The following is a 21981-nucleotide window of genomic DNA, read 5'->3' on the forward strand; positions in this document are numbered from 1 at the left end:
CGGAGAAGCCTAGATGGAGGGTGCCGGACGCGGATGCCCCATATGGGAGAGCGTATTCGGGGAAAATGGCTTTGCAGCCTGCACCGTCTCAGACGCTTGCGCTTCTTTCGGCACCCTTGCGGGTGGCGACGGAGCCTGCAGGCGCAAGGCGTGACACCGCTTCATAAAGAAGCCAGGACAGGAGACATCCAAGCAGAGCCGCTGAATTCACGTCCACGGTCGTCAGCAGTATGGTGACCGCGATCCCGGCATTCAGGGACACGATCGCCGCCGGCGCACTGACCCTGCGGCCGCGCACCGACGCCCAGACGACCGGAAGGAAAACGGCCAGCGAACTGAACGCGGAAATGATCGAGTTCAGGATATCCGCGAACAGGGCCGCGGACAGGCCGAGCAGGGTGAAGAGTGCGGCGACCATCAACTGCAGTCTTCGCAGCGACAGGTCGGTCCGCTCCAGCCCTGCCATCAGCGGCATCACGAAGGTGTCCATTGTCGACATCACCACCGCGACCAGCATCAAGTCGACGAGCCATGCCCAGGACGGCGGCACGGAGGCATGCAGGATCTGCATCACGTCGCCGCCCGGCGGGCTGTGAAGTCCGAGCCAGACAATGACCAGGTACCCGGCAAGGCACAGCGGAGCCCCGGCCAGAAATGCGCGCCTTGCAACCGACGGGTCCCGCGCGGTCGCCATCCGCTGCCAGTTGTCGACAGCCAGCACGGCGCTGGCCGGTATGAACAGCCAGATGCCGATCAGGATCGGGAACCGGTAGGGCCCGAGATCGAAGAACACGAAGCCGCCGGGAAGCATCTCCATGTTCGCCAGCGCCAGAGCACCGATGCCGACAAGGATCACGGCCGCCTGCGGAATGTCCGTTTCCGTTGCAACCCGATAGCCCCCGACCGCCGTGTAAGCACCTGCCAGAAAGGTTGCGAGCACGACGGTGACCATCGGCGAAACGGGCAGGATGGCGGCGAGGATGACCGCAAGTGCAACCAGTTGAACGGAGGCACGCAGAAGAAAGACAAAGGCGACCGGGCCCCAGATCAACAGCGGATGGCGCACCTTGTGCGTGATCACGATGAGGTCGATCAATCCCCTGACGCCATGCTCTTGAGACAGCCGGTGCACGCTGGGTGCCACGAAGGCACAGATCATCAGCCCGGCGCCGTAGGCCAGCGCCAGAGACAGGCCTATGACCGGGCTCGCCGCGGAAAAGAGCACAAGGGCGACGAAGGTGCCGATGCCGATATTGCCGCAGATGATGCCGGCTACCGAGGCGATCAGACCCGTGCGGCCCGAGTTGTAGATATAGTCGGCCCGCGTCCCGCCGCGGCTGCGCCAAAAAGCGTAGATCAGGGGCCCAAGCAAGAGCGTTCCGAGAATGACTGTCTGTGATCCGGTGCCTGGCACGCTGTAACCGGCCCCCCCCATGCCGTTTTTCGGTCAGCAAGGACCTGATCCTGAAAAAATTCCCCCGAACTCTAACCGTTGTCCGATGTAACCCGGCACCCTATGATCTCCAATATATGGAAATCCATAGTCTCGTGCTTGGATCGACGCAGTGCCGCTCAGCCTGATTGAGAAATTGCCTGAAGGAATTTCTTCCGGCAGTGCCTGGACCGCCAGTGCGCAGTTTTTCGAGGCTTTCGGCTTCGACAAGCTCATCTATGTCGACCGCACGTTGGCCGGGCTGTCGATGTTCACGACCTTTCCGGAAAGCTGGACCTCGCATTACCGCGCAGCCGCGTATGACCGGATCGACCCGTTCTTTGCCTATTGCTGCGCAACGGCGGAGCCCATGGGTACGGGCGTCGACTATCTTTCGGACTATCCCTTTCTGTCCGCCGTCCAGCGCCGGCTCATCCAGGAAGCCGGGGAAACGGGCATGCGCGCGGGCATGTCATGCATCGTGCGGCAGGCGGGCCCCATTGGCGCCGGTGGCTGGAACCTCGGCTCCAGCCTGCCTCGTCACGACATCGAGAAGATATTTTCCGAGCATTCCGATCTGCTCCGGCTGGCAGCCTTCTTTGCCCATGAGCGCCTGCAATCCGCCCTGGACGAGGAACAACGGTATGTCACGCTCAGCCCCAGGGAAAGGGAATGTCTTCTCTGGGTGGCGCAGGGCCTGCGCAGCAAGCAGATCGCCGAGAAACTCGGCCTCAGGCCGGTTACTGTCGAGCTCCATCTGAAGAACGCGCGTACCAAGCTTGGAGCCTCCACCCGAGAACACGCCATTGCCATCGCGTTGCTCAACGGTCTGATCTTCCCGTAGAAGGCACGGCAGTGTCGGCGTCCGCTTCCCTCGCCGGACGCCTGCTCCCTTAAATGGGAGAGGGAGCGCCGCGCATCACCTGTTCTGTTGTCTCCGGGGTTTCAGGTTTCCGGAGACGTGCATGACCACGCTATTCGTCCTTGTGATCGTCGGGCTAGGCGGTTTCATCTACCTGCAGAACCGCCTGCCGGGAGCCGGCTCATGAGTGCGCGGGCCACACACTGGGATCCCATCCAGGGCGAAATCTCCGTGGAAACCCCGGATGTTTCCGATATCCGGACAGGTGTTGTCCTGCCGGCACCTGTCCGCCGCTTCCTGCCGATCGGGGCGATCCTGGCGCTGCTCTGGACCATGGTGCAGGCGATCTGGACGGATGCCTTTCCGTTCGTCCCGGTTGCGGTCACCACGGTGATGTTTGCGCTGTTTTTCCTGGCCGGCGAGCTTGAGAACAGGGATGGCAGGCAGACAAAGCGCCGGGTCGAATTCGCCCGAAGGAAGGGTTGGAGCTATACCGGCAAGTTCATGGAACGCATGCGCCAGCTCGGCACGGTCATGACGTCGGATGGTGCGGACCGGCGCACGCATCTGGTGAAATCCGAAAGGGCACTGGCCGTCGAGCAACGTGTGCCGGAACTGACGAAACTCCAGGTGGGATCGTTTGTCGGCGCGCAGTTCGATGGAGAGTTCTGGGGAACGAGCAGCGAGGACGGACTGCCGTTCTGGCTCGCGATCAGGGTGATGGAAATGGAGGCCGGACTGGCCGCCAATCCCGTCCTGCGGCGGGACGCAAGCGGCGGTATCGGCGGTTTCGGTTTTTTCTACTCCTTGCTCGGAGCCTACAGGATCGGCCGCAGCATCGGCACCAGGGCGGTCATCCGGCCGGAAAGCCTCTTCAACAAGGGCCTGTTGGACCGGGACATCAAAACCGGAACCGTGGCCTTCAACGAGGCTTTTCACGTCTCCGGCACGGGAACCGCGGATCCCGAGCTCACCGTCCTGAGGGTTTTGACACCGGCGACCCAGGCCGTCCTGCTCGATCTGCGGGAGCGTTACCACACCGTCGGCTTCGTGGTGGATGACGATGTCCTGTTCTTCATGGCCCAGGACAAGCTCGTCGGCGCCAACGCGCATCCTGACCGGGTCGACGTGCTTTTCGCTGGCGTGCTGACCGATTTCGAGAAAGCGAAATTCGCACTCAAGGACAGTGTCGAATAGGGGGGCGATACGCATGCGCCGCCGCGTCTTGGACCGGACCCTATGGGTTTTCATAGGTTTGCAGCGGCGTGTTTCTGCTGCAGTCTCGCAACGGGCGTTGGCAAGGGGACTTCTGACACATTGGGCAGATGTGGTTCTGAGACGAGATCTGCGCATGGAAGCAAAATATCTACCGAGACCGGACGGGCCGCCGCTTTATTACCGGCATTGGCCCGTCAACATGACGCGCCGCCTCACTTCCGGAAAGAAAACCGTTTTCCTGGGACACAGCCAGCCGACGCATTCGGGAATGCTTCAGTCGCTCGCCGCCGGGTTCCGGGCCTCCGGCTGGGACGTTCACTCCGGAGACATCCGGGGACACGGGCGGAGTTTCGACAAGAACGCTGTCGCAGGCCACCTCGATCCTCGCAACGGCTGGAAATCGGCTGTCGAGGACATGCGCCACCTGCTTGGACAAAGCTTTGCCGAAACGCCCTGGCAGGACCGCCTGATCGTGGTGCCCAACATCACCGCGCTTCTGACGCTGGAGGTGATGAAGACCTGGCCGGATCTTGCCCGGCACATCGTGTTCATCTCGCCGCCGCCCAACCAGAAGACGCTCGCCCTGTTCGGCAAGACCTTTGCCGAGGTTCGGATCCGGCTGAAAGGGGCGGATACGCCTGACGAACAGATCCTGCATCATCTCTATTCCTTCCTCGGGGCCCATCTGAAGGACCGCAGGCACCTTGCCGATGTCATGAGTACGGATCACCGTGTCATCCAGCAGGTGCTCGAGGACCCGTACGGCTGGCCGACCCCGACGCCCGCCTACTGGAAACAGATCTTCGAAGGCATGCTCAGTTCCTGGGCCTGGCCGCGCGACGCGCGCATGAAGCCGGGAACGCGTTGCCTGGTCGTGTTCGGCGGCGAGGATGCCATGCTTCGCGACGGCGGCTTCCTGCCCCCCATCCAGAGGTTCCTGTCCGGGATCGGTATCGAAGACGTCGCCTCGGAACGCGTCGACGGCGCCCGGTCGGCGCTCTTCCTGGAAGAGGAAAAATTCGCGATCAGCCGGCGCATCCTGGATTGGATTCAGCAGGTCCGGCGTGACGAGGCGGATTTCAGCGAGGTCGGCATCGAGGAGCTGGCCTCCGACATTCTCAACCGGATCAGCGAGACCGGCGCGCGCCAGCTGAAACCGGATGAACTGGTCGAACTCTGTTACAACGCCATCGACGACGACAGCCGCTGGACCGAGATCATCTACCGGATGATCCACGATGCCGAGCGCTCCGGTGATGTCAACGAGGAGGAACTACACGAGCGCATCAGCAGGCTGATGCCGCACTGGGAGCGGGCGTTCAATCTGAACAAGCAGGTCATGATGAGCGCCACGCTCGGCGTCCTTTTGGAAAGTGTCATCGAGCGGCTGCAGATCGGGGTTGCCCTTCTGGACAGGCAAAACGATCTCCTGCATTGCAATGGCGCCTTCGAAGCATCGCTTTCAGGCCTGTTCCCCCAGGACGGGACGTCGGCGGAACAGTCCGTCTCCCGCAAGGCCCGCGTCCACAGGCTTCTTGCCGACAATGAAGCGGCCGAAAGTGTTCGGGATGGCGGTGAGCGACTGATCGTCCAGGACGGCAAGCCGGTCGGCTTCCAGTTTTTCCCCGAGGCTCTCAGGCAGACCGGCCTGCAGAGGCACGGGCCCGCCAGCCTTCTTCTCTTGAGGGTGCAACCCGGCGAAGACATGTCCGAAACGCGGAAGACGCTGATTGAACTGGCTTATGGCCTGACGGGCAAGGAAGCGGAGATCGTCCTGGAAATCGCCAGCGGACGGTCGCTGGACCAGATTGCCGACGCCCAGGGGATCCTGGTCAGCACTGCGCGCGGGCATTTGAAGAAGAGTTTCCAGAAGATCGGTGTTCACAGCCAGTCGGAGCTGGCGGCCCGGCTGATGGCCGGACCGGTCGGCTGGTTGAAATAGCGTTCTCAGCGGCCTGCCGCATAGACCGAGCATCCTTGCTGAAGGGCTGCACGGCGATTGCTCTGGCATTCGCAGGTGGGCGTGATGCCCGATCCGGTGACGCAGGATACACCTTTCACGTAGCAGCCTTGGGCACGAACGACGACCCGGTGCTTGAACCTCGTACCTTCGAATTTCGGGTAGCCCTTGGTCACACGTGCCAAGGCAACCGAAAACCGCCGGCCATGGCTGTTGCGCATCTTGCCCTGCCAGTTGACCCAGGCGCGCGCTTCGGCCCCGGCCCGCGTCTTGTGGTTGCTGCTGAAGGCACTCTGGGCCTTGATCGTGCAGATTGTCTTGGCCTCGGCCGAAAGGGCGGGCAGCAGGAACGTCGTTCCCAGCGCCAGCAGCAAAATCGTCCAAATTGTCCGCATGTCAGTCTCCAGTATCGTTGGCAAGAGATCTCGTGGACAGCAGACTGACGGTTCAGCCGGGTGGCGGCCTCCCCCATTTGGGTGAGCGTCGCCACGGTTGCTGCGCCTATTTGCAGACGATGAAACCGAAAGCCGGACATTCACCGGTCTCGCAATAGGCATCGACGGTGGCAGCCTTGCCGACCCGCTTGATGTCGCCGAAACAGGCAACGTCCGGTTTGCCGAATTTCAGGCAATAGGCCCGCGCAGGGGCCTTGCCGCATTCCCGGTAGAGATTGTCCGAGCCCTTGAAACAGGCAAGAACGCGGATGTCCGGCCGGCCGGGCACGAAGATCGGATCTACGGAGACATTTCCCGGGCACGGCGTCTCGGCATAGCCATCAAGGCCGGCGAAGTCAGGCAAGACAGGCTCGCCATCCTCTTCCGGCGTGGTTCCGCCAGCCGACGTGCCACCGCCCGAGCCTGATGCCCTGAGGCATTCAGCCGGCGGCGAAGCCGTGTTTCTGGCCACCTCGACAAAGGCCGCGGGATAGGTCTGGGCAAACAGGTCCCTTGCCTCGCGCGCGTTCGCGATCCCCAGTCTTGCCAGGACGTCGCATTGCAACGTGCCGACGTCCTGACAGCCGTAGCCCGCCGCGCATCTGAGATCTTCAACGCCGACGTCCTGCTGCGCGGCCGGGGCCTTGGACAGGAGCCCCGTGGCAAGCAGGATCAGGAGCGTACGGCCGACGACGCGTCTCATTCCGGTGTGGCCTCGATTGCAAACCTGTCGAGCTCGAAATGGCTTTCCGCAGGTTTCGCCTTGCTCCACTGACCGGCGAGCACGCTCGGCTTGCCGGAAAGGCGCAGCACCGTGAGCGGATCGGTCTCGTGGACATAGGCACCGCCGTCATGCCCTTCCGCGGCCGGCAGATCCAGTTCGAGGGCCGCGGAGATGGCGCGGCCACGCCGCTTCAGGCGCAGGACCGCGCCTTCCGTCGCAAGGCTTTCCAGAACCAGGTCGCCATAGGCGCGGCCTGCCTTGTCGCACAGGCGCTTGACGATCTGCTTGTTAAAAAGATTGACGTCGAACCTGGACTCCTCGGGTTTGCCCCCGGTCTCGCCCGAGACGCGGATCAGCGACAGGTTCAGGTAGGAGCCGCAGCCCTTGGTCCAGATCCAGGCCATGGCAACGAGCTGGTTGTTCGGATCCTCAAAGAGCGACAGCATCACACTTTCCCGTCCGCTTTGCTGATGCAGCTTGAATGTCAGGCTCAGGTCGAAATCGCCGTCGGGCAGCGCCTCGTCAAGGACAAGGCGATTGAGCGCGTTGCTGTTGTCATAGAGCGTCTCGCCTTCCAGGGCGGAGACGAACAGCGTGCCGTTGCCGGTGAACCGGGTGAGACGGTCGGTCGCGTTCAGCGTCTGCCAGCCGGGTGCGAGCTGCGGACCGTCGAAGGTTTCCTCGAACACGATGGTGCTGGCCGGCGTCTCTTCTGGTTCGGGCGCCGGGGCCGGAGGCTCGACCGCTTCGGCGGTGTCCGCGACTGCCTGCTTGACCGCCTTGGTGAAGCTCTCGGCGTCGTTGGCGGCATAGTAGTTGCCGCCGCCATTGTCGGCGATGCACTGAAGCGCCTCGTTTTCTTCCTGCGTCAGGTCGAAGCCGACCACATGGACGCGGGTGTTGATACCCTGCTCCGCCAGGGCCTTGGCGGTGGCGCAGGGATCGCCTCCGCAGGTTTCCAGCCCGTCCGAAATCAGCAGCACATTCGCCGGCCGATCGGACGCGGGCATGGCGGATGCCGCCTGTTGCAGGGCGGCTGCAATGGGGGTTTTCCCGCGCGGCGTGACCGCCTCGATGACCGGCTTCAGGAGCTCGGTGTCGAAGTTCGAGACCGGGTAGAGAATTTCCGTGTCGCTGCAATCGCCTTCGCGACGATGGCCATAGGCCATCAGGCCGACATTCGTTTCCGGCGGCAGGTCGCTGACGAGGCCCTTGAGCGCCTGTTTCGCGGTGGTGATCTTGGCAACGCCGTCGACCTGGCCCCACATCGAGCCGGAGCCATCGAGGACAAACAGGAGATCGCTGCCCCGGGGCGACAGACCGTTGCCGGGCAGGTCGCCCTGCTCCATGCCGGGGACGACGTCGTCCGAACCGGTCTGGCCGACATCCACCACCTGCGTCGGTTCCCCGCCGCCAGCGGCGGTATCCTGAAGCGTGACCTCGGTGCCGGAATCCGACCTGATATCGACACCGCTCGATTGCAGCAGATCGGCCAGCGACCAGTTGTTGGTCTCCGAGTAGATGTCGCTGATCTGCCAGGAACCGTCCGGAACGGTGACGAGTGTATAGACATGGCTGATCGGAGCACCGAGATTGTTGAAGGTCACCCGGATCTGGGCCGCGCCCTGAAGCAGCGGCATGTCCGGATCCCGCCGAATGCTCAGATCCGAGATGCTTGCGTCCTGGGCATCATAGACCGGGTCGAATTGCAGAAGGCCCTGCAGGTCCTGCTGCACCAGACCGTCGACGAGAAACTCCTTCGCGGCGGGGACATCGTTCAAAAGCGGGGTGCCGCCGTCATTGAACCGGCTGGAATGCTCGGCAAAGAACAGGCGCACCAGGTTTTCAGCCGCTCCGAGATCGGCTTCCTGTGCCCGGGACGGGAGTGCGGTGCCCAGAGCCAGCGTGATGGGCAGCACGAACCGCAGCGCATACGCCTTGAAAGAATGAGCAGTCATAAGGAACCTCCGGGCTCACTATTGCGGACGGCGGATGCTGAAGTGGTCGAACTCGGCCAGCGTTTCACCGCCGCCGGCGCGGCTGCCCTGGCCAAGCAGAAACACGGGCTTGCCGAAGGGCGCCATGCGGGCAAGCCAATCCGTGTGGACGGTCTCGACGCCCGCGGGCTTGTCCGCGCCTCTGCCGGGCACCGTCAGCGAAAGCGACGTCCGGTAGCGCAGGCCTTTCCTGGACAGGGTCAGGACGAAACCCCGGGCGTAGAGATCGGACAGGATCTGCTTGCCAAGAGGGGCTCCTGCCTTGTCGCAGATGGTTTTGATGAGAGGGCCGTTGAAGAGGCTGTGATTGGCGGCGGTCGTGACCGGTTCGCCATCCGGCATCACCGGCTGGTTGGCCACCGTCCTCAGGAACAGCGCAGGCCCGCACCCCCTGGTCAGGACATAGAGATGCGCCGCGATGAAATTGTCCGGGCTGTCTCGAAGTCCGAGCCAGACCTCGTCGTAACCGGTCTTCGGATCGATCTTGCCCTTGATCGACAGGTCGAAATCCCCGTCCGGGGGCAATGATTGAAGCTCGAAGACATTGTTGGATTCAGGGTTCAGGAGACTGTTCTTGCCGCCGCTTGTGAGTGCGAGCAGGATCCCGTCCTCAATGACAAAGGAAGCCTTGTCCTCATTCAGGTTTTTCCAGTGCCCGGCCAGACCCTTGCCGTCAAAGGGCTCTTCAAAGGGCAGGTCGACCGGCCTTGCGAGCGTTCCCTTGTCACTGTCGGCGGCAGCCAGCCGGGCCTGCTCTTCGGCGGACATTTCCGTCTGGGCCAGCAGCGGAAGCGTGCTCAGAAGAAGAAACGTACCTGCCTGAAAAAGCGAGTGTCCCGGCGCCCCGGAACTCCGCAGCAGCTTCCGCAAGAGTGACGGCCTCTTGGTGCTCTCCGCCATTTGAAAATGCTCCAACAGTGGTCGACGAGTTGAAGCATATCGGGAGGCGGAGGATCGGCCCTCCCTCAAATGGGGGAGACGCCCATTGCAGATCACCAGCCTCTTATCGGTCCGGGGCAACCATGATGCCAGGGTCGCGCTCTGCGGGCGCACGGCGTGCCCGCCATCACCATGGCGGGACCGGCACGACCCTGCCGCTGCTCAACTCGGTGACGGGCCCGCCGGCCGTGGATCTTTCGATCATTTTTTCGATTTATTGTTGAGGATTATTCTCAGGAATTCGGTCTTACCCAGTGAGGACCGTTGCGGGCCGTTCGGCCGCAACCCCTCAGGTGGGTAAACGGAGACCGAGTTCATGCCGGCAGCAGCAGGCCATTTTTCCATTCTCTAAGGCGCTTCTGATCGCGTCGACCGCCCTTGCAACGTCCGCAACCGGCGTTGCCGCCCAGGCGCAGACCCTCGCCCAGACAACCGCCTTCAACATCCCTGCGCAGCCTCTCGCCACCGCACTCAGCACATTCGCCAGCCAGGCTGGCGTGAAGATCGCCTACCCGGCCTCGCTTGCCGCGGGCCGCTCCGCCCGGCCGGTTCGTGGAAACCTCTCCACCGCCGAGGCGCTGCAGCGCCTGCTGGCGGGCACGGGTCTTTCCTATCACTTCGGTGCATCCGGAACGGTGACCGTCTCGGACCGCGTTTCCGGCGCGCATTCGACCCTCGCCGGCGAGGACGCGACGATGCTGGACGTGATCCAGGTCACCGGAGGCGCCGCCGCCGAGGGAGTCTACACGCCTTATGAGACGGCGGCGCCGGTCGCGCATATCGACCAGACCACCATCGAGCGCTATCGCGGCGCAGACCCCTCCGACATGTTCGCCGGCACGCCGGGTGTTCTTTCGGGTCACGCGCGCAACAGCGGCGGCAGTGTCGACATCAACATTCGCGGCCTGCAGGGGATGGGCCGCGTCACCACGAAAATCGACGGCAGCACCAATTCCGTGGTGGTGCCGCAAGGCTATCAGGGTCACGGGAACCGGACCTTCGTCGATCCCGACTTCATCGCCGGCATCGACATCACCAAGGGGTCGGACGCCGCCTCCAACGGCATTGCCGGCACGGTCTCGATGCGTACCCTCGACGCCAGGGACATCGTCGATCCGGGCAGAAGCTTCGGCGTGCGGATCAAGGGCGGCTTCGGAACCAACTCGTCGAGCCCGACGGCCGGCGCCAAGGGCGGTTACGCCTTCCCGACATCGCCCTCCGCTCCTCCGGTCGCGGTACCGTCCGCCTCGGGAATGGACCGTCCCGGCCTGCTGGAGCCGACCAACGGGTTTGGCAGCATCGTCGCCGGCTACCAGCAGGAGAACCTCGACGTCGTCCTCGGCTACGCGCACCGCAAGCGTGGCAATTACCATGCCGGCGAGAACGGACCGGCGGCGGCGCCCTATGTCGGTGGCCCGACACAGGTCTGCAACTCCTTCGGCTGGTGCACGACCTGGCCGCAGTTCGTCGAGGTCGGCGGACGTGACGAAGGCTTGGCGTTCAGGCTTTTACATTGCCGAGGACCGGCGGCTCGACGAGGTGCTGGCCGCCATCAACGCCTACCGGCCCGGCTGGATCGTTGCGCGCGGCGGTGCGGTCCGCTCGCTCAGGGTGAATGCCGTTCTGGACCTCGGTGCTCCGGACCAGTCGCTTGCGGCGCTGACTGAGGGCCTGCCGATCGATGTCTGGCACCTCTCCCCGTACCTGACGGTGGTCTCGGCATCCTGAACGGCACCCGTCTTCTTTGCCCGCGGAGCCGGGGTCAATGCCTGCGACATGGAAGGGTGCTGGTTCGGGGCAATCTTCTAGGCGCGTGGCCCGCTCAGGTCAATCGTCGCCGGGAGTGTGCCGGCCTCGTCCGGCGCGTCCTGCGCACGCAGCTCTCCCGATATCTACGCGATCAGCGCCACCATCAGGATGGTACAGGTCATGTCTGTTGCAGTTGGGTTCCGCATCTTGTCCCCGTGGTAAGCCCGCCAATAAGTTTTGGTTGGCTGCCGTCGGGCAGGGGAGCGCGACGGGAAAAGCCTACAGGTTGATTGTGCCGGGGCGTGCTGGCGGCGTCTCGCAGGTTGTGGCGCCGACCATGTCGGGGCGGCCGTCGTATCGCGCGGGCAACAGCTGCGCCATGTGCTCGGCAAGGCCGGGCGGAACGTCTGCAAGCCGGCCACCGGCGTCGAGATCGAGCGCGTGAAGCCAGATCACGCGGGCGCGCATCCGGGGCGTTTCCCGGATGGCGAAGCGCTGTCCACCCGCGTCTTCCGCGATTGCATCCCACTGGGTTTCGTCGAGATCCCGCCATTCGACGTTGAGATGAATTTCGGCATGGGCGAAGAGATTGCGCAGCGCCCGTGCCGGCTGGGTCGCCTTGCGGCGGATGTCGCCTGTCTCAAGGGAGGCTTTGACCGGCAGGGAGAGACCCGGGTGCTGGCGTGCCCAGGCGATGATCTCGCCGAGTGCACGCGCATGATAACCGACATGGGCGACGATCTCGCGGCGGGGCACACCTTCGATCGCCGAGGGCGCATCGAGATCGGCGTCGCTCAGCGTGTTCAGCAGCCTTGCAAAATATGCCGTGCCGCGCCGTGCCCAGGAAAGCTCGCGGACCGGAGCGTTCGCCGCGTCGTAGCGCGCGCCGGCTCCCTGCCGCTGGCGTAGCGCCGCGCGTGCCGCCTCGAGCCCGTCGGTCACCGGCACGGCGCTCATCGCCTGGCCGTCTCGACATGGGTGCGGGCAAAGTGCAGGCGCTCCATGATCGGTGCGTCGGAAAAGCGGAAGAGATCGAACTGCGTCTCCGCCTGCAGCGACCAGGAGATCCAGGAGGGAATGACGAACATGTCGCCGACGTCGAGCCTGTGCTCCTTGCCGTCGAGCACCACGGCGCCGCGCCCCTCGAAGACCTGGAAGACCGTGGACCCGACCTCGCGCCGGGTCGGCGTCTCGCAGCCCGCCCGGAGCCGGTGGAACTCGCAGCGGATCGTCGGCATCACGTCGCCGCCGGTCGTCGGATTGATGTAGCGCACAGCTGCATGCCCCTGTTCCACCGTCGCCGGCTGGCCTTCCTCCTCCAGCAGAAGTTGCTCGCTCAGCGCTCGGTCGGTGAACTCCCAGCGATAGGCGCCGATCGGCGTGTTGACGGTGTCCTGCAATCCTGACAGGGGGCGCAGGCCGGGATGGCACCACAGTCGCTCGCCGCGGGAGAAGCGGGGCGTTGCATAGTCGGTGACGCGGTCGGAGCCGAACTCGAAGAAGCCCACGTCATTATGTTGCGAGAACGGGATGTCGAGCCCGTCGATCCAGGCCATCGGCCGGTCGGTGTCGTTGTGATGGCCGTGGAAATTCCAGCCCGGGGTCAGCAGCAGGTCGCCCCGGCTCATGCGTACCGGGTCGCCGTTGACGACCGTCCACACGCCTTCGCCCTCGACGACGAAGCGGAACGCGTTCTGCGAGTGGCGATGTTCGGGCGCCGTTTCGCGTGGCCCCAGATACTGGATCGCCGCCCACAAGGTCGGGCTGACATAGGCATTGCCGCCAAGGCCGGGATTGGCGAGGCCGATTGCCCGCCTTTCGCCACCGCGCCCGACCGGAACCAGCTCTCCGGATTTTTCGGCCAGCGGCAACAGGTCCGACCATTTCCAGACATGGGCGAGCGCACGCGGCTTCGGATGGACCGGCATCAGGTCGCCGAGCTGCGTCCACAGCGGGATGAGGTGGTTCTCCTCGAAGCCCCGATACAGCGCACGCAACTCGGGCGTGTCTTCGGGCTGCATGGCGTGCTCGACGGTTTCGTGCGTCATGGCGTCGTTCATGGCAATCCTCGTTCCTGTCTGGAAAGGTCGGGGTCAGGCCGCGTCGGGCTGGTTCGGCGGGGCTGCGTCACGGAAGGCCGCGATGCCGTCTAGCCTGTCGAAAATGCCGGCAATGGTCGGCCAGGCGCTCGTGTCAATCTGGAAGCGCCGGTTGTTCCAGACCTGTGCATAGAGGCAGATATCGGCAAGGCCTGGTGTATCGCCATGGCAGAAGGTCCCGGTGTCCCGGTCCCGGACCAACGTGGCTTCAAGCGCGTCGAACGTCGCTGTGACCCAATGGGTGAACCACGCCTTCTGCGCGGCCTCGTCGGCGTCGAAATGCTCGGCGAGATACCCCAGCACCCGCAGGTTGTTGAGCGGATGGACTTCGCAGGCGATCATCTGGGCAAGCGCGCGAACCCGCGCCCGCCCGTCCGCATCGGCCGGCAGCAGGGGGGACTGCGGGCAGGTTTCGTCGAGCCACTCGATGATCGCCATTGACTGCGTCAGCACGCGTCCGTCCTCGCGCTCGAGCGCGGGAACGAGCCCTTGCGGGTTGAGGGCGAGAAACCGAGGCGTGCGCGTCTCGCCCTTGCGCAGCGCGTAGGCGACATAGCCGTAGTCCAGCCCCTTCAGGTTCAACGCGGCGCGCAGCCGCGTCGAGGTGGAGGAGCGGAAGAAGTTGTGCAGGGTCAGGGTCATCGTGTCACTCGCGCGGGCCGATGGTGGTGACGATCTCGCCGAGCCCCTCGATTGCAACGGTGCAGATGTCTCCCGCAACGAGAGGCCCTACACCCGCCGGCGTGCCCGTCATGATCAGGTCGCCCGGTCGCAGCACGATGGAATGCGACAGGATCGAGACGACTTCCGGCACCGACCAGATCAGCTCGGCAAGGTCGGCCTCCTGCTTGACCGTCCCGTTGACGGCGAGCCGGATGAAGCCCTTGTGCGGATGGCCGATGGCTTCCGCCGGATGGACCGGGCCGATCACGGCCGAGCGGTCGAACGCCTTGCCGAAATCCCAGGGCCGCCCCTTGTCGCGGGCGGCGAGCTGCAGGTCGCGGCGGGTCAGGTCGTTGCCGATCGCATAGCCAAAGACATGCGAAAGGGCGGTTTCGCGGGATATCTCGCGGCCTGCCGTGCCGATGACCGCGACCAGTTCGGCCTCGTAGTGAAAGTTCTCCGTCTCCGGCGGATAGGCGACCGTCTCGCCGCTCATCACCACGGCATCGGCCGGCTTGGTGAAGAAGAAGGGCGGCTCGCGGTCCGGGTCCTTGCCCATCTCGCGGGCATGGGCGGCGTAGTTGCGCCCGACGCAGAAGATCCGGCGGACCGGCAGCAGCGCCTCGCTGGCTGCGATCGGTACGGTGGGGACAGGAGCGGGCGGAAATATGTAGGACATCGGTGTTTCCTTCGCTGACATTGTGTTCGGGGAGGATGGGCGCGGTTCTAGCGGCCGGGAGCTTCGGCCATCCGGCGTCTCGAGACGTTGCGTCCCGCGTGCCACAGCAGGGCGAGGGCGAGAAAACCCGCGCCGTTGACCCAGAGCGTCGCCTCGCCGCCGATCCCCGGCGGCAACAGCAGCGCGATGCCGGCGGCGGCGATCGCCAGCCGCAGCAACGGGCCGGCCGGCCCGTGCAGCCAGCCGATGAAGGCCGCCGAGATCGCGTAGACCCCGAGCACTGCCGTCACGACGGCCAGGAGACTGTCGAGCGGGTCGCCGATCAGCAGCAGGGCGGGCGAGAAGACGAACAGGAACGGAATGATGTAGGCGGTCCAGCCGAAGCGCATGGATTCGATGGCGGTTGCCATGGGCGGTGCCTTGGCGATGGAGGCGGCGAAAAAGGCGCCAATGCCCACCGGCGGCGTCACCATCGACATCATGCCGAGGTAGAAGATGAAGAGATGGGCGGCGATGGGCTCGACACCGGATTCGATCAGCGACGGGGCGACCAGCACGGCAAGCAGCAGATAGACCCCGACCGTCGGCATGCCCATGCCGAGAACGAGACAGACGGCGGCGGAGATCAAAAGCAGGATGAAGAGGTTGCCCTGGCCCAGATCCACCAGCGCATAGGTGACGGCGAAGCCGAGGCCGGTGACGTTGAGCACGCCGATGATGAAGCCGGCGGCAGCCGAGATCATGACGATGTCGGTGATTGCCCCGCCGGTCTCCGCCATGCAGTCCCACAGGTTGCGCAGGCTCATCCGCGCCGGGCCGTAGCCGCAGGTGAGACCGATCGCCAGCGCCGCGAGGGCGCCCCAAAGCGCTGACGTTTCCGCCCGCTGGTTGAACCAGAACAACGCCGCGACGATAGCCGCGAAGGGAATAAGGAAGACCCATCCGCGCGCCATCACTTGCGATACGGACGGAATCTCCTCGCCCTCGATCGGCCGGATGTCCTGCTTGGCCGCCAGGAGGTCAGCCTGGGCGAAGAGCGAGACATAGTAGAGGAGGGCCGGCACGATGGCCGCGACGACGATTTCCGAATAGGGTTTTTGCAGGATATCGGCCATCAGGAAGGCGACGGCGCCCATCACCGGCGGCGCGATCTGCCCACCCGTCGAGGCGACGGCCTCGACAGCGGCGGCTGTGGTCCGGCGGAAGCCGGAATTGACCATAAGGCGGATGGTGACGACGCCGGTGGCGACGATGTTCGACACGACGACGCCGGAAATCGAGCCGAACAGGCCCGAGGCGACGATGGAGATCTTGGCCGCCCCGCCCCGGCGGCGGCCCATCGTCGCCATGGCGATGTCGTTGAAGAATCCGGCGCCGCCCGAATACAGCAGGATCTGTCCGAAAAAGACGAAGGCGATGACGACGGTGGCGGCGACATTCAGCGTCAACCCGAGCAGCCCGTTCGGGTCGAAGGCCAGATAAACCGCCATGCGCGCCGGCGCGACTTCCCGTGTCTGCAGAACGCCCGGCACCAGATGGCCGATCAGGCCGTAGCCGCAGATCGCCAGCACGACGATGACGAGCACCCAGCCGACGCAGCGGCGCAAGGCTTCGAGCACGAGCAGAAAGAGCAGGCTTCCCGCAACCAGCGCATCCCAGGGCAGCATCATGGCGCGCCCGACCAGCGATGGATAGGCCCAGGCCACGTAGAAGGACAGGGCCAGGCCGACGAGGCCGAGGACAGGGTCGAGCATCTGCTGCAAGCGGCCGGCGCGCCGCCGTCCTGCCGCGCCCTTGCCGAGAAAGACGAGGCCGAGGCTCAGGCCCAGCACCATGGCCAGGAACTGCTCGGTATAATAGGAATAACCGAGCCTTGAGCCGATATCGGCAGCCTGCGCCAGGGAAAGCAGCGTCAGCGTGCCGCCGAGCAGGGCCTTTAGTCCGAGAGGCGCGCGCGCGTCGCCATCTCCGGCAGTGCCGGAGTTTTTCGAAATCTCGTTGATCGCCATCATGTGTCCTGACGGATGCAGCGGGGGATTGGGCCGGACGGCTGCTGTAGCCGCCCGGCCATGCGTCCGGTCACTCGACCGGGGTCAGTTCCACACCGCGCGCCTTGAAGAAGGCCGCCGCCGCCGGATGGTATTCAAGCCCGGGATACTCCTTGTAGGCGCTTGCCAGATCGAGCGCGCGGAGTGGGGGATAGGCGGTGCCGATCGCTTCCGCCTCGTCGAACAGCACCGTCAGCAGGGTCTCCACCTGCGCGTCGGAGACATGCGTCCCGGCAACCAGGATGTTGTCCCAGGTCACGAAGGCCATCGGTTCCTTGACGCCGACGCGCGGCGGGGCCGGCGCAACCTGCGAGAAGTAGAAGGCCGGGCGGACCTGCCGGATCTTTGCCAATGTGTCGTCATTGGCCTCGACGGTCAGGAACCGCACGCCGCCGACCGATGCATCGACCTCGGCGACCTTGGGGCCGCCGACGGCGAAGAAGGCGCTGTCGACGCGGCCCGAGGCCATGTCGTCCGATCCGCGGATCAACTCGGGCACCGGCACCTGGCGAACGTCGTCCCAGGTGAGCCCGCCAGCGGCCAGGATGGCCGAGATGTGCGAGCGGGCAATCGGGAAGGCATCCCAACCGGAGGGCACGCTCTTGCCCTTCAGTTCGGCGACCGCCGTCATGCCGGAGCTCTCCTTGACATAGAGGCCGACGGGGAACGGGTTGATCCGTGCGACGACGCGCAGGTTCGGCATCGCCGCGTCGTATTCGCCGCTGCCCTGAAAGGCGGAGATCACGTCGTTGACGTCGTTGAGCGAGAACTCGGCGAGCCCCTCGTTGACCGACTGCATCATCTGCGCATTGCCGCCGTAGGGCTGCACGACCATGCGCATGTTCGCGCTTTCGCGCGCCTGGCCGGCGATGACCGAGGCCATCGTGTTCCACACCGATCCTTGCGGCGGCGTGGAGATCGACGCGACCTGAGCGGCGGCGGTTGCATTCAGGACGAGCGTCATCCCGGCAGCCAGCACGTATCGTGTCAGCGTGTGTTGCTTCGATTTCATGTCTTCCCTCCCTTTGAAAAATCGTATCGATGCCTGTCGGTCTCGCGTGCGCCGTCCTGCGATGCGCGAGACCATGAGGCCTCCCGTGTGCGTGTTCAGGGTGCCTGTTGCAGCGCCTGACGATCGATCTTGCCCGTGCCGGTCTTCGGCAACTCGTCGATGTAGTCGATGACGCGGGGGTACTTGAAAGGCTGCAGCTGCGACTTGACGTAGTCGCGCAGCCGGGCGCTCTGATCCTCGCCCTGTCTTGCCGTGTCGCGCAGCCGCACGATCGCCCGCAACGTCATGCGCCGGTCGGGCAGTTCATGGGCCATGACGGCGCATTCGTGCACGTCGGGGTGTTCGTTGAGGCAGCGTTCCACTTCCAGCGGCCAGACCCACTGGCCGGAAACCTTGATCAGGTCATCGGCGCGGCCCTGGAAATAGTAGTGGCCATCCCTCTCGATGAAGCGGTCGCCGGTATGGATCCAGCCACCGCGCATTGTGTCGCGGGTCTTGTCCGGCCGGTTCCAGTAGCAGGGCGCGGAAGAATGGCCGCGCACGAACATGACGCCTTCCTCACCAGGCACCGCCGGCTTTCCCTCCGCCGTCTCAAGGCGGATCTCGTAGCCCGGCACGCGCTTGCCGGCCGCCCCGATGCGGTGATCGTCGGTGCTGTTGGAGAGGTAGATGTGCAGCAGCTCGGTCGAACCGAGGCCCTCGGTCGGGCCGTGTCCGGTTCTCGCCTTCCAGGCATCGTAGACCTCCTGCGAGAGGATTTCCGCCGCCGACATCGACTGGCGCAGCGAGGAAAGGTCGCGGGCCTCGAGCGTTCCGGCCCGGGTCAGCGCCGTATAGAGCGTCGGCAGGCCGAACAGGACCGTCGGCCGCCATGTCTCGATCAGGGCGAGGACATCGTCGGGGCGCGGTTGTCCCGGCATCAGCAAGGTTGTCGCGCCGACCGAGAACGGGAAGGTGATGGCGTTGCCGAAGCCGTAGGCGAAGTAGATTTTCGGCACGGAGAAACAGATGTCGCCGGGCGCTAGCTTCAGGACATGGGTGCCGAAGGATGCCTGCGTGTAGGCCATGTCGTGGTGCAGGTGGACAACGCCCTTCGGCCGACCGGTCGAGCCGGAGGAGTACATCCAGAAGGCCATGTCGTCCGGGCCGGTATCGGCGCAGACGAGGCTGTCCGGCTGGTCCGATAGGAAATCGGCAGCCGGAACGTGACTGTCGCGCTCGGCCGGGCCGTTCGCGACAATCACCTTTTCCAGCGCCGTGCCTTTCAGCGTCTCGCCCTCGAACCGGTCGGCGAGCGAGGCCTCGCACAAGGCAATGCGTGCGCCTGTGTCCTTGAGGAAGAAGTTCAGCACGTCCGGCGTGGTCTGGATGTTCAGCAGCACCGGCACGAAGCCGGCGCGCACCGCGCCGAAGAAGGCTGCCGGATAGGTCGGCGTGTCGTCGAGGAAGAAGGGGATGCGTGCGCCGCGCTCCAGGCCGGCGGCGATGAAGGCATGACCCCAGCGCGATGCCTCGGCGATCAGCTCCCGGTAGCTGAGGGTGCCGCCGGGGCCGGTCACGGCGGCCTTGTCCGGGTTGCGCCCGAGATTGTCCCAAAGGATGGCCGAGCAGTTCGGGTGAGCGGTCTTGTCGAAACCGATCTCCGTGGCGCCCGGTGCGTCGTCGCCAACGGCATCGGTGACCTGCTGGTCGGCAGCCGTCGCCTTGAAGGCCTCGTAGCGCGTCATGAAACGCGGCGCGAGGCCGCGCAGGCGTTCCATGTCGACCCGTCCGGAGCGGGTCATGTAGTCGAAGGCGAAGTCGAGCGGGGCCAGATCCATCTTTTCCGCAAAGGTCTCGTACCAGGCGGCCGAGGTGTTGGCGGCATCGACAATCTTGCGGGCGACCGGCTGGCGCTCGTTCTGGTAGGAGGCCAGCGCCGCGTCGACATCTTCATGCGAGGCAAGCGCACGGACCAGCGCGATCGCGTCCTCCATGGCAAGCCGCGTGCCCGAGCCGATGGAGAAATGTGCTGTATGGGCGGCGTCGCCGAGCAGGACGTTTCGGCCGGCGACCCAGTTCCTGCACCACAGCCGCGGGAACTGCCGCCACAGCGAGCGGTTGGTGACGAGCGGCGCGCCCTGCAGCGTCTCGGCGAATATCTCACCGCAGATCCGGGCGCTTTCCGCCTCGCTCATCTCTGAAAAGCCATAGGCGCGGTAGGTCTGGTCGTCGCATTCGACGATGAAGGTGCTGCGGTCGGGAGCGTAGCGGTAGTGATGCGCGTTGAGCGCGCCCTTGCCGGTCCGGACGAAGCTCTGGGTCAGCGTGTCGAAGGCGCGCGGCGTGCCGAACCAGGCGAAGTGGTTGTCGAAATGATCCAGCCTCGGCTCGAACGCGGCCTGAAGCTCCTGCCGCACGAGCGAGTTGAGGCCGTCCGCACCGACGATCAGGTCCGCATCGAACGCGTCCAGCGACGAGACCGCATGTGCGAAGCGCAACTCGACACCCAGCGACGCCGCCTGGCGGCGGAGGATCTCGATCAGCTCCAGCCGTCCGATCGCTGAAAAGCCGACCCCGTCCAGAGTGATCCGCTCGCTCGGCAGGTTCAGCGTCATGTTCTGCCAGCGCTCCATGTGGGGCGTGACGAGTTCGTGGATGTCGGGGTCGTCGGCCTTCAGGAAATCGAGCGCCTGATCGGAGAACACCACGCCGAAGCCGAACGTCGCACCTTCCGGGTTCTGCTCGCTCACGCGCACATGCACATGCGGCATCAGCCGGCGCAGCAGGATCGCCGTGTAGAGCCCTGCGGGGCCTGCGCCCAGCACCTCGACCTTTGAAAGTCCGCTCATGTTCCTCCCCTTTCCTGTCGACAAGCTTGACGCGGGAAGATACGTATAATTTCACATGATGCAACTGATTTTGGATTATGAAAGAATGAGCGAGCAAAAACACAGCTTTTCCCTACGTGTCAGCTTCGGCGACTGTGACCCGGCGGGCATTGCCTACTACCCCAATATCCTTGGCTGGCTCGACCGCGCCTTTCACGACTGGCTGTGGGATTTCGGCGGACACGACGCGTTGTGCGAACGGGTGGGCGCGCTCGGGATCGGCTTGATGGATGTGTCGGCGCGGTTCCTTAAGCCGCTACGGAACGGCGACAGGCTGATCGTCGAAATGAGCGTCGAGGAATGGGGGGAAAAGGCGCTGCGCCTGGCCTATGAGCTGCGTTCCGGCGAAAGCCTGATGGCGCGGGGCCGCGAAACAAGGGGACTGTTCGCGCAAGGCGCGGCCGGTATGATGGCGGCAAGACTCGACCCCTTGCGCCGGATACTCGAAGGTCATGAAAAATAAAAAGAACGAAGCGCCGGACACTGAACCTGCCGGCGAGCCCTCCGGCGGCATCCAGTCGCTGGACGCGGCTCTTAGATTGCTGCGGGTGATGTCCGGATACGGTCGGGCGGTGTCGCTGTCGGAGCTTGCACGCGACTGCGACATGCCGCTCAGCAAGGCGCACCGCTACCTGGCATCCTTCATCCATGCCGGCCTTGTCGAGCAGGCCGGCCGGTCGGGGAAGTACGATCTGGGAACGGGGGCGGTCCGTCTCGGGCTCGCCGCCCTTGGTCGCCACGACTTCGTCAACCGGACTGCCGAGGAATTGCCGGAACTGTGTGCCGACACGGGCCTGACCGGACTGCTGTCGGTCTGGGGCAATCAGGGGGCTACCGTCATCCGGTGGGAACGGACCGCGTCGCCGACCATCACGTCAATGGGGCTTGGAACCACCTTGCCGTTGCTCAATTCGGCAACCGGCCGCGCGTTTCTCGCCTGGGCGCCACCCGGCGTCATCCGTCCGATGCTGGACATCGAACTGCGTCATGCAAGGCGCAACCCGGAGCTGATTTCGGACCTCACGGCAACGGCGCAGGGGGTGGCGAGCTTGCGCGAGGAGATTCGCAATGCCGGATATGCCACCGTCGACGGACGGTTCATCCCCGGTCTGGTGGCGATCGCCGCCCCGGTCCTCGACTGGCAGAACGAGGCACAGGCGGTCGTGACCCTGATCGGAACCGATCAGGGCGTCACCCGTCCACAATCGGACGCGGTCGCCAGCCTGATGGAGTTTGCAAGGAAACAGTCGCTGGCGGGCACGCAAGAGGACGGCTGACTCGCGATATGGGGTGAG

18 protein-coding genes and 1 pseudogene are annotated in these 21981 nt (G+C 64.7%); 6 read left to right on the forward strand and 13 right to left on the reverse strand.

The features are described from left to right. Nucleotides 1-88 precede the first annotated feature (88 nt). A complete protein-coding gene (locus RBB46_RS02670; protein ID WP_306027296.1) occupies nt 89-1372 on the reverse strand; it encodes a hypothetical protein in 1284 nt (427 codons plus the stop codon). Between the two features lie 193 nt (nt 1373-1565). On the opposite strand from RBB46_RS02670, the gene RBB46_RS02675 reads away from it, so the two are divergent. The 3 genes from RBB46_RS02675 to RBB46_RS02685 all read left to right on the forward strand — a co-directional run bounded on the left by RBB46_RS02675 (nt 1566) and on the right by RBB46_RS02685 (nt 5454). Continuing rightward, nucleotides 1566-2276: a LuxR family transcriptional regulator gene (locus tag RBB46_RS02675; RefSeq protein WP_306027297.1), complete on the forward strand. Its 711-nt coding sequence runs from the start codon at nt 1566-1568 to the stop codon at nt 2274-2276. Between the two features lie 201 nt (nt 2277-2477). Next, on the forward strand, nt 2478-3491 hold the full coding sequence (locus tag RBB46_RS02680) for a hypothetical protein (protein ID WP_306027298.1): 1014 nt from the start codon (nt 2478-2480) through the stop codon (nt 3489-3491). A gap of 220 nt (nt 3492-3711) precedes the next feature. Beyond that, nucleotides 3712-5454 (forward strand): alpha/beta hydrolase, encoded by a 1743-nt coding sequence (locus tag RBB46_RS02685; RefSeq protein WP_306027354.1) that lies wholly within the window; start codon nt 3712-3714, stop codon nt 5452-5454. A gap of 5 nt (nt 5455-5459) precedes the next feature. Here the strand turns inward: RBB46_RS02685 and RBB46_RS02690 are convergent, their stop codons facing one another. The 4 genes from RBB46_RS02690 to RBB46_RS02705 form a co-directional block, all read right to left on the reverse strand. Then, entirely contained in the window at nt 5460-5891 is a 432-nt protein-coding gene (locus RBB46_RS02690; RefSeq protein ID WP_306027299.1) for a hypothetical protein, read from the reverse strand. An 82-nt stretch (nt 5892-5973) separates the two neighbouring features. Further along, nucleotides 5974-6609 (reverse strand): hypothetical protein, encoded by a 636-nt coding sequence (locus tag RBB46_RS02695; RefSeq protein WP_306027300.1) that lies wholly within the window; start codon nt 6607-6609, stop codon nt 5974-5976. After that, nucleotides 6606-8588, reverse strand: coding sequence for a VWA domain-containing protein (locus tag RBB46_RS02700; RefSeq protein ID WP_306027301.1), 1983 nt, complete (start codon nt 8586-8588; stop codon nt 6606-6608). Before RBB46_RS02700 ends, RBB46_RS02695 begins: the two co-directional genes overlap by 4 nt. Before the next feature lie 18 nt (nt 8589-8606). Next, a complete protein-coding gene (locus RBB46_RS02705) occupies nt 8607-9680 on the reverse strand; it encodes a hypothetical protein (protein ID WP_306027303.1) in 1074 nt (357 codons plus the stop codon). A gap of 179 nt (nt 9681-9859) precedes the next feature. Between RBB46_RS02705 and RBB46_RS02710 the strand changes: the two genes are divergently transcribed. After that, nucleotides 9860-11233 (forward strand): TonB-dependent receptor, encoded by a 1374-nt coding sequence (locus RBB46_RS02710; RefSeq protein WP_306027305.1) that lies wholly within the window; start codon nt 9860-9862, stop codon nt 11231-11233. Between the two features lie 361 nt (nt 11234-11594). Here RBB46_RS02710 and RBB46_RS02715 read toward each other — a convergent pair whose 3' ends face one another. The 8 genes and pseudogenes from RBB46_RS02715 to RBB46_RS02750 form a co-directional block, all read right to left on the reverse strand. Beyond that, a complete protein-coding gene (locus tag RBB46_RS02715; RefSeq protein ID WP_306027306.1) occupies nt 11595-12272 on the reverse strand; it encodes a maleylpyruvate isomerase N-terminal domain-containing protein in 678 nt (225 codons plus the stop codon). Further along, complete coding sequence (locus RBB46_RS02720) at nt 12269-13375, reverse strand: cupin domain-containing protein (RefSeq protein WP_306027307.1); 1107 nt, start codon at nt 13373-13375, stop codon at nt 12269-12271. The genes RBB46_RS02715 and RBB46_RS02720 overlap by 4 nt, the downstream gene beginning before the upstream one ends. A gap of 33 nt (nt 13376-13408) precedes the next feature. Then, entirely contained in the window at nt 13409-14056 is a 648-nt protein-coding gene (gene maiA, locus RBB46_RS02725) for a maleylacetoacetate isomerase (protein ID WP_306027308.1), read from the reverse strand. 4 nt (nt 14057-14060) lie between these two features. Next, nucleotides 14061-14756, reverse strand: coding sequence for a fumarylacetoacetate hydrolase family protein (locus tag RBB46_RS02730; RefSeq protein ID WP_306027309.1), 696 nt, complete (start codon nt 14754-14756; stop codon nt 14061-14063). A gap of 47 nt (nt 14757-14803) precedes the next feature. Further along, entirely contained in the window at nt 14804-16765 is a 1962-nt protein-coding gene (locus RBB46_RS02735; protein WP_306027310.1) for a TRAP transporter fused permease subunit, read from the reverse strand. Nucleotides 16766-16835: 70 nt separating this feature from the next. Further along, nucleotides 16836-17816 carry a TAXI family TRAP transporter solute-binding subunit gene (locus RBB46_RS02740; protein WP_306027311.1) on the reverse strand — a complete coding sequence of 327 codons (981 nt, stop codon included), beginning with the start codon at nt 17814-17816 and terminating at the stop codon, nt 16836-16838. Between the two features lie 95 nt (nt 17817-17911). After that, nucleotides 17912-19543 (reverse strand): benzoate-CoA ligase family protein, encoded by a 1632-nt coding sequence (locus RBB46_RS02745; RefSeq protein WP_306027355.1) that lies wholly within the window; start codon nt 19541-19543, stop codon nt 17912-17914. 147 nt (nt 19544-19690) lie between these two features. Next, a pseudogene (locus RBB46_RS02750) lies at nt 19691-20647 on the reverse strand (FAD-dependent monooxygenase); the annotation flags it as partial. A gap of 55 nt (nt 20648-20702) precedes the next feature. On the opposite strand from RBB46_RS02750, the gene RBB46_RS02755 reads away from it, so the two are divergent. Beyond that, nucleotides 20703-21149 (forward strand): thioesterase family protein, encoded by a 447-nt coding sequence (locus tag RBB46_RS02755; protein WP_306027312.1) that lies wholly within the window; start codon nt 20703-20705, stop codon nt 21147-21149. Next, nucleotides 21139-21963 (forward strand): IclR family transcriptional regulator, encoded by an 825-nt coding sequence (locus RBB46_RS02760; protein WP_306027313.1) that lies wholly within the window; start codon nt 21139-21141, stop codon nt 21961-21963. The genes RBB46_RS02755 and RBB46_RS02760 overlap by 11 nt, the downstream gene beginning before the upstream one ends. Nucleotides 21964-21981 lie beyond the last annotated feature (18 nt).

The sequence above is a fragment of the Stappia sp. MMSF_3263 genome (genome assembly GCF_030733745.1).
GTDB lineage: Bacteria > Pseudomonadota > Alphaproteobacteria > Rhizobiales > Stappiaceae > Stappia.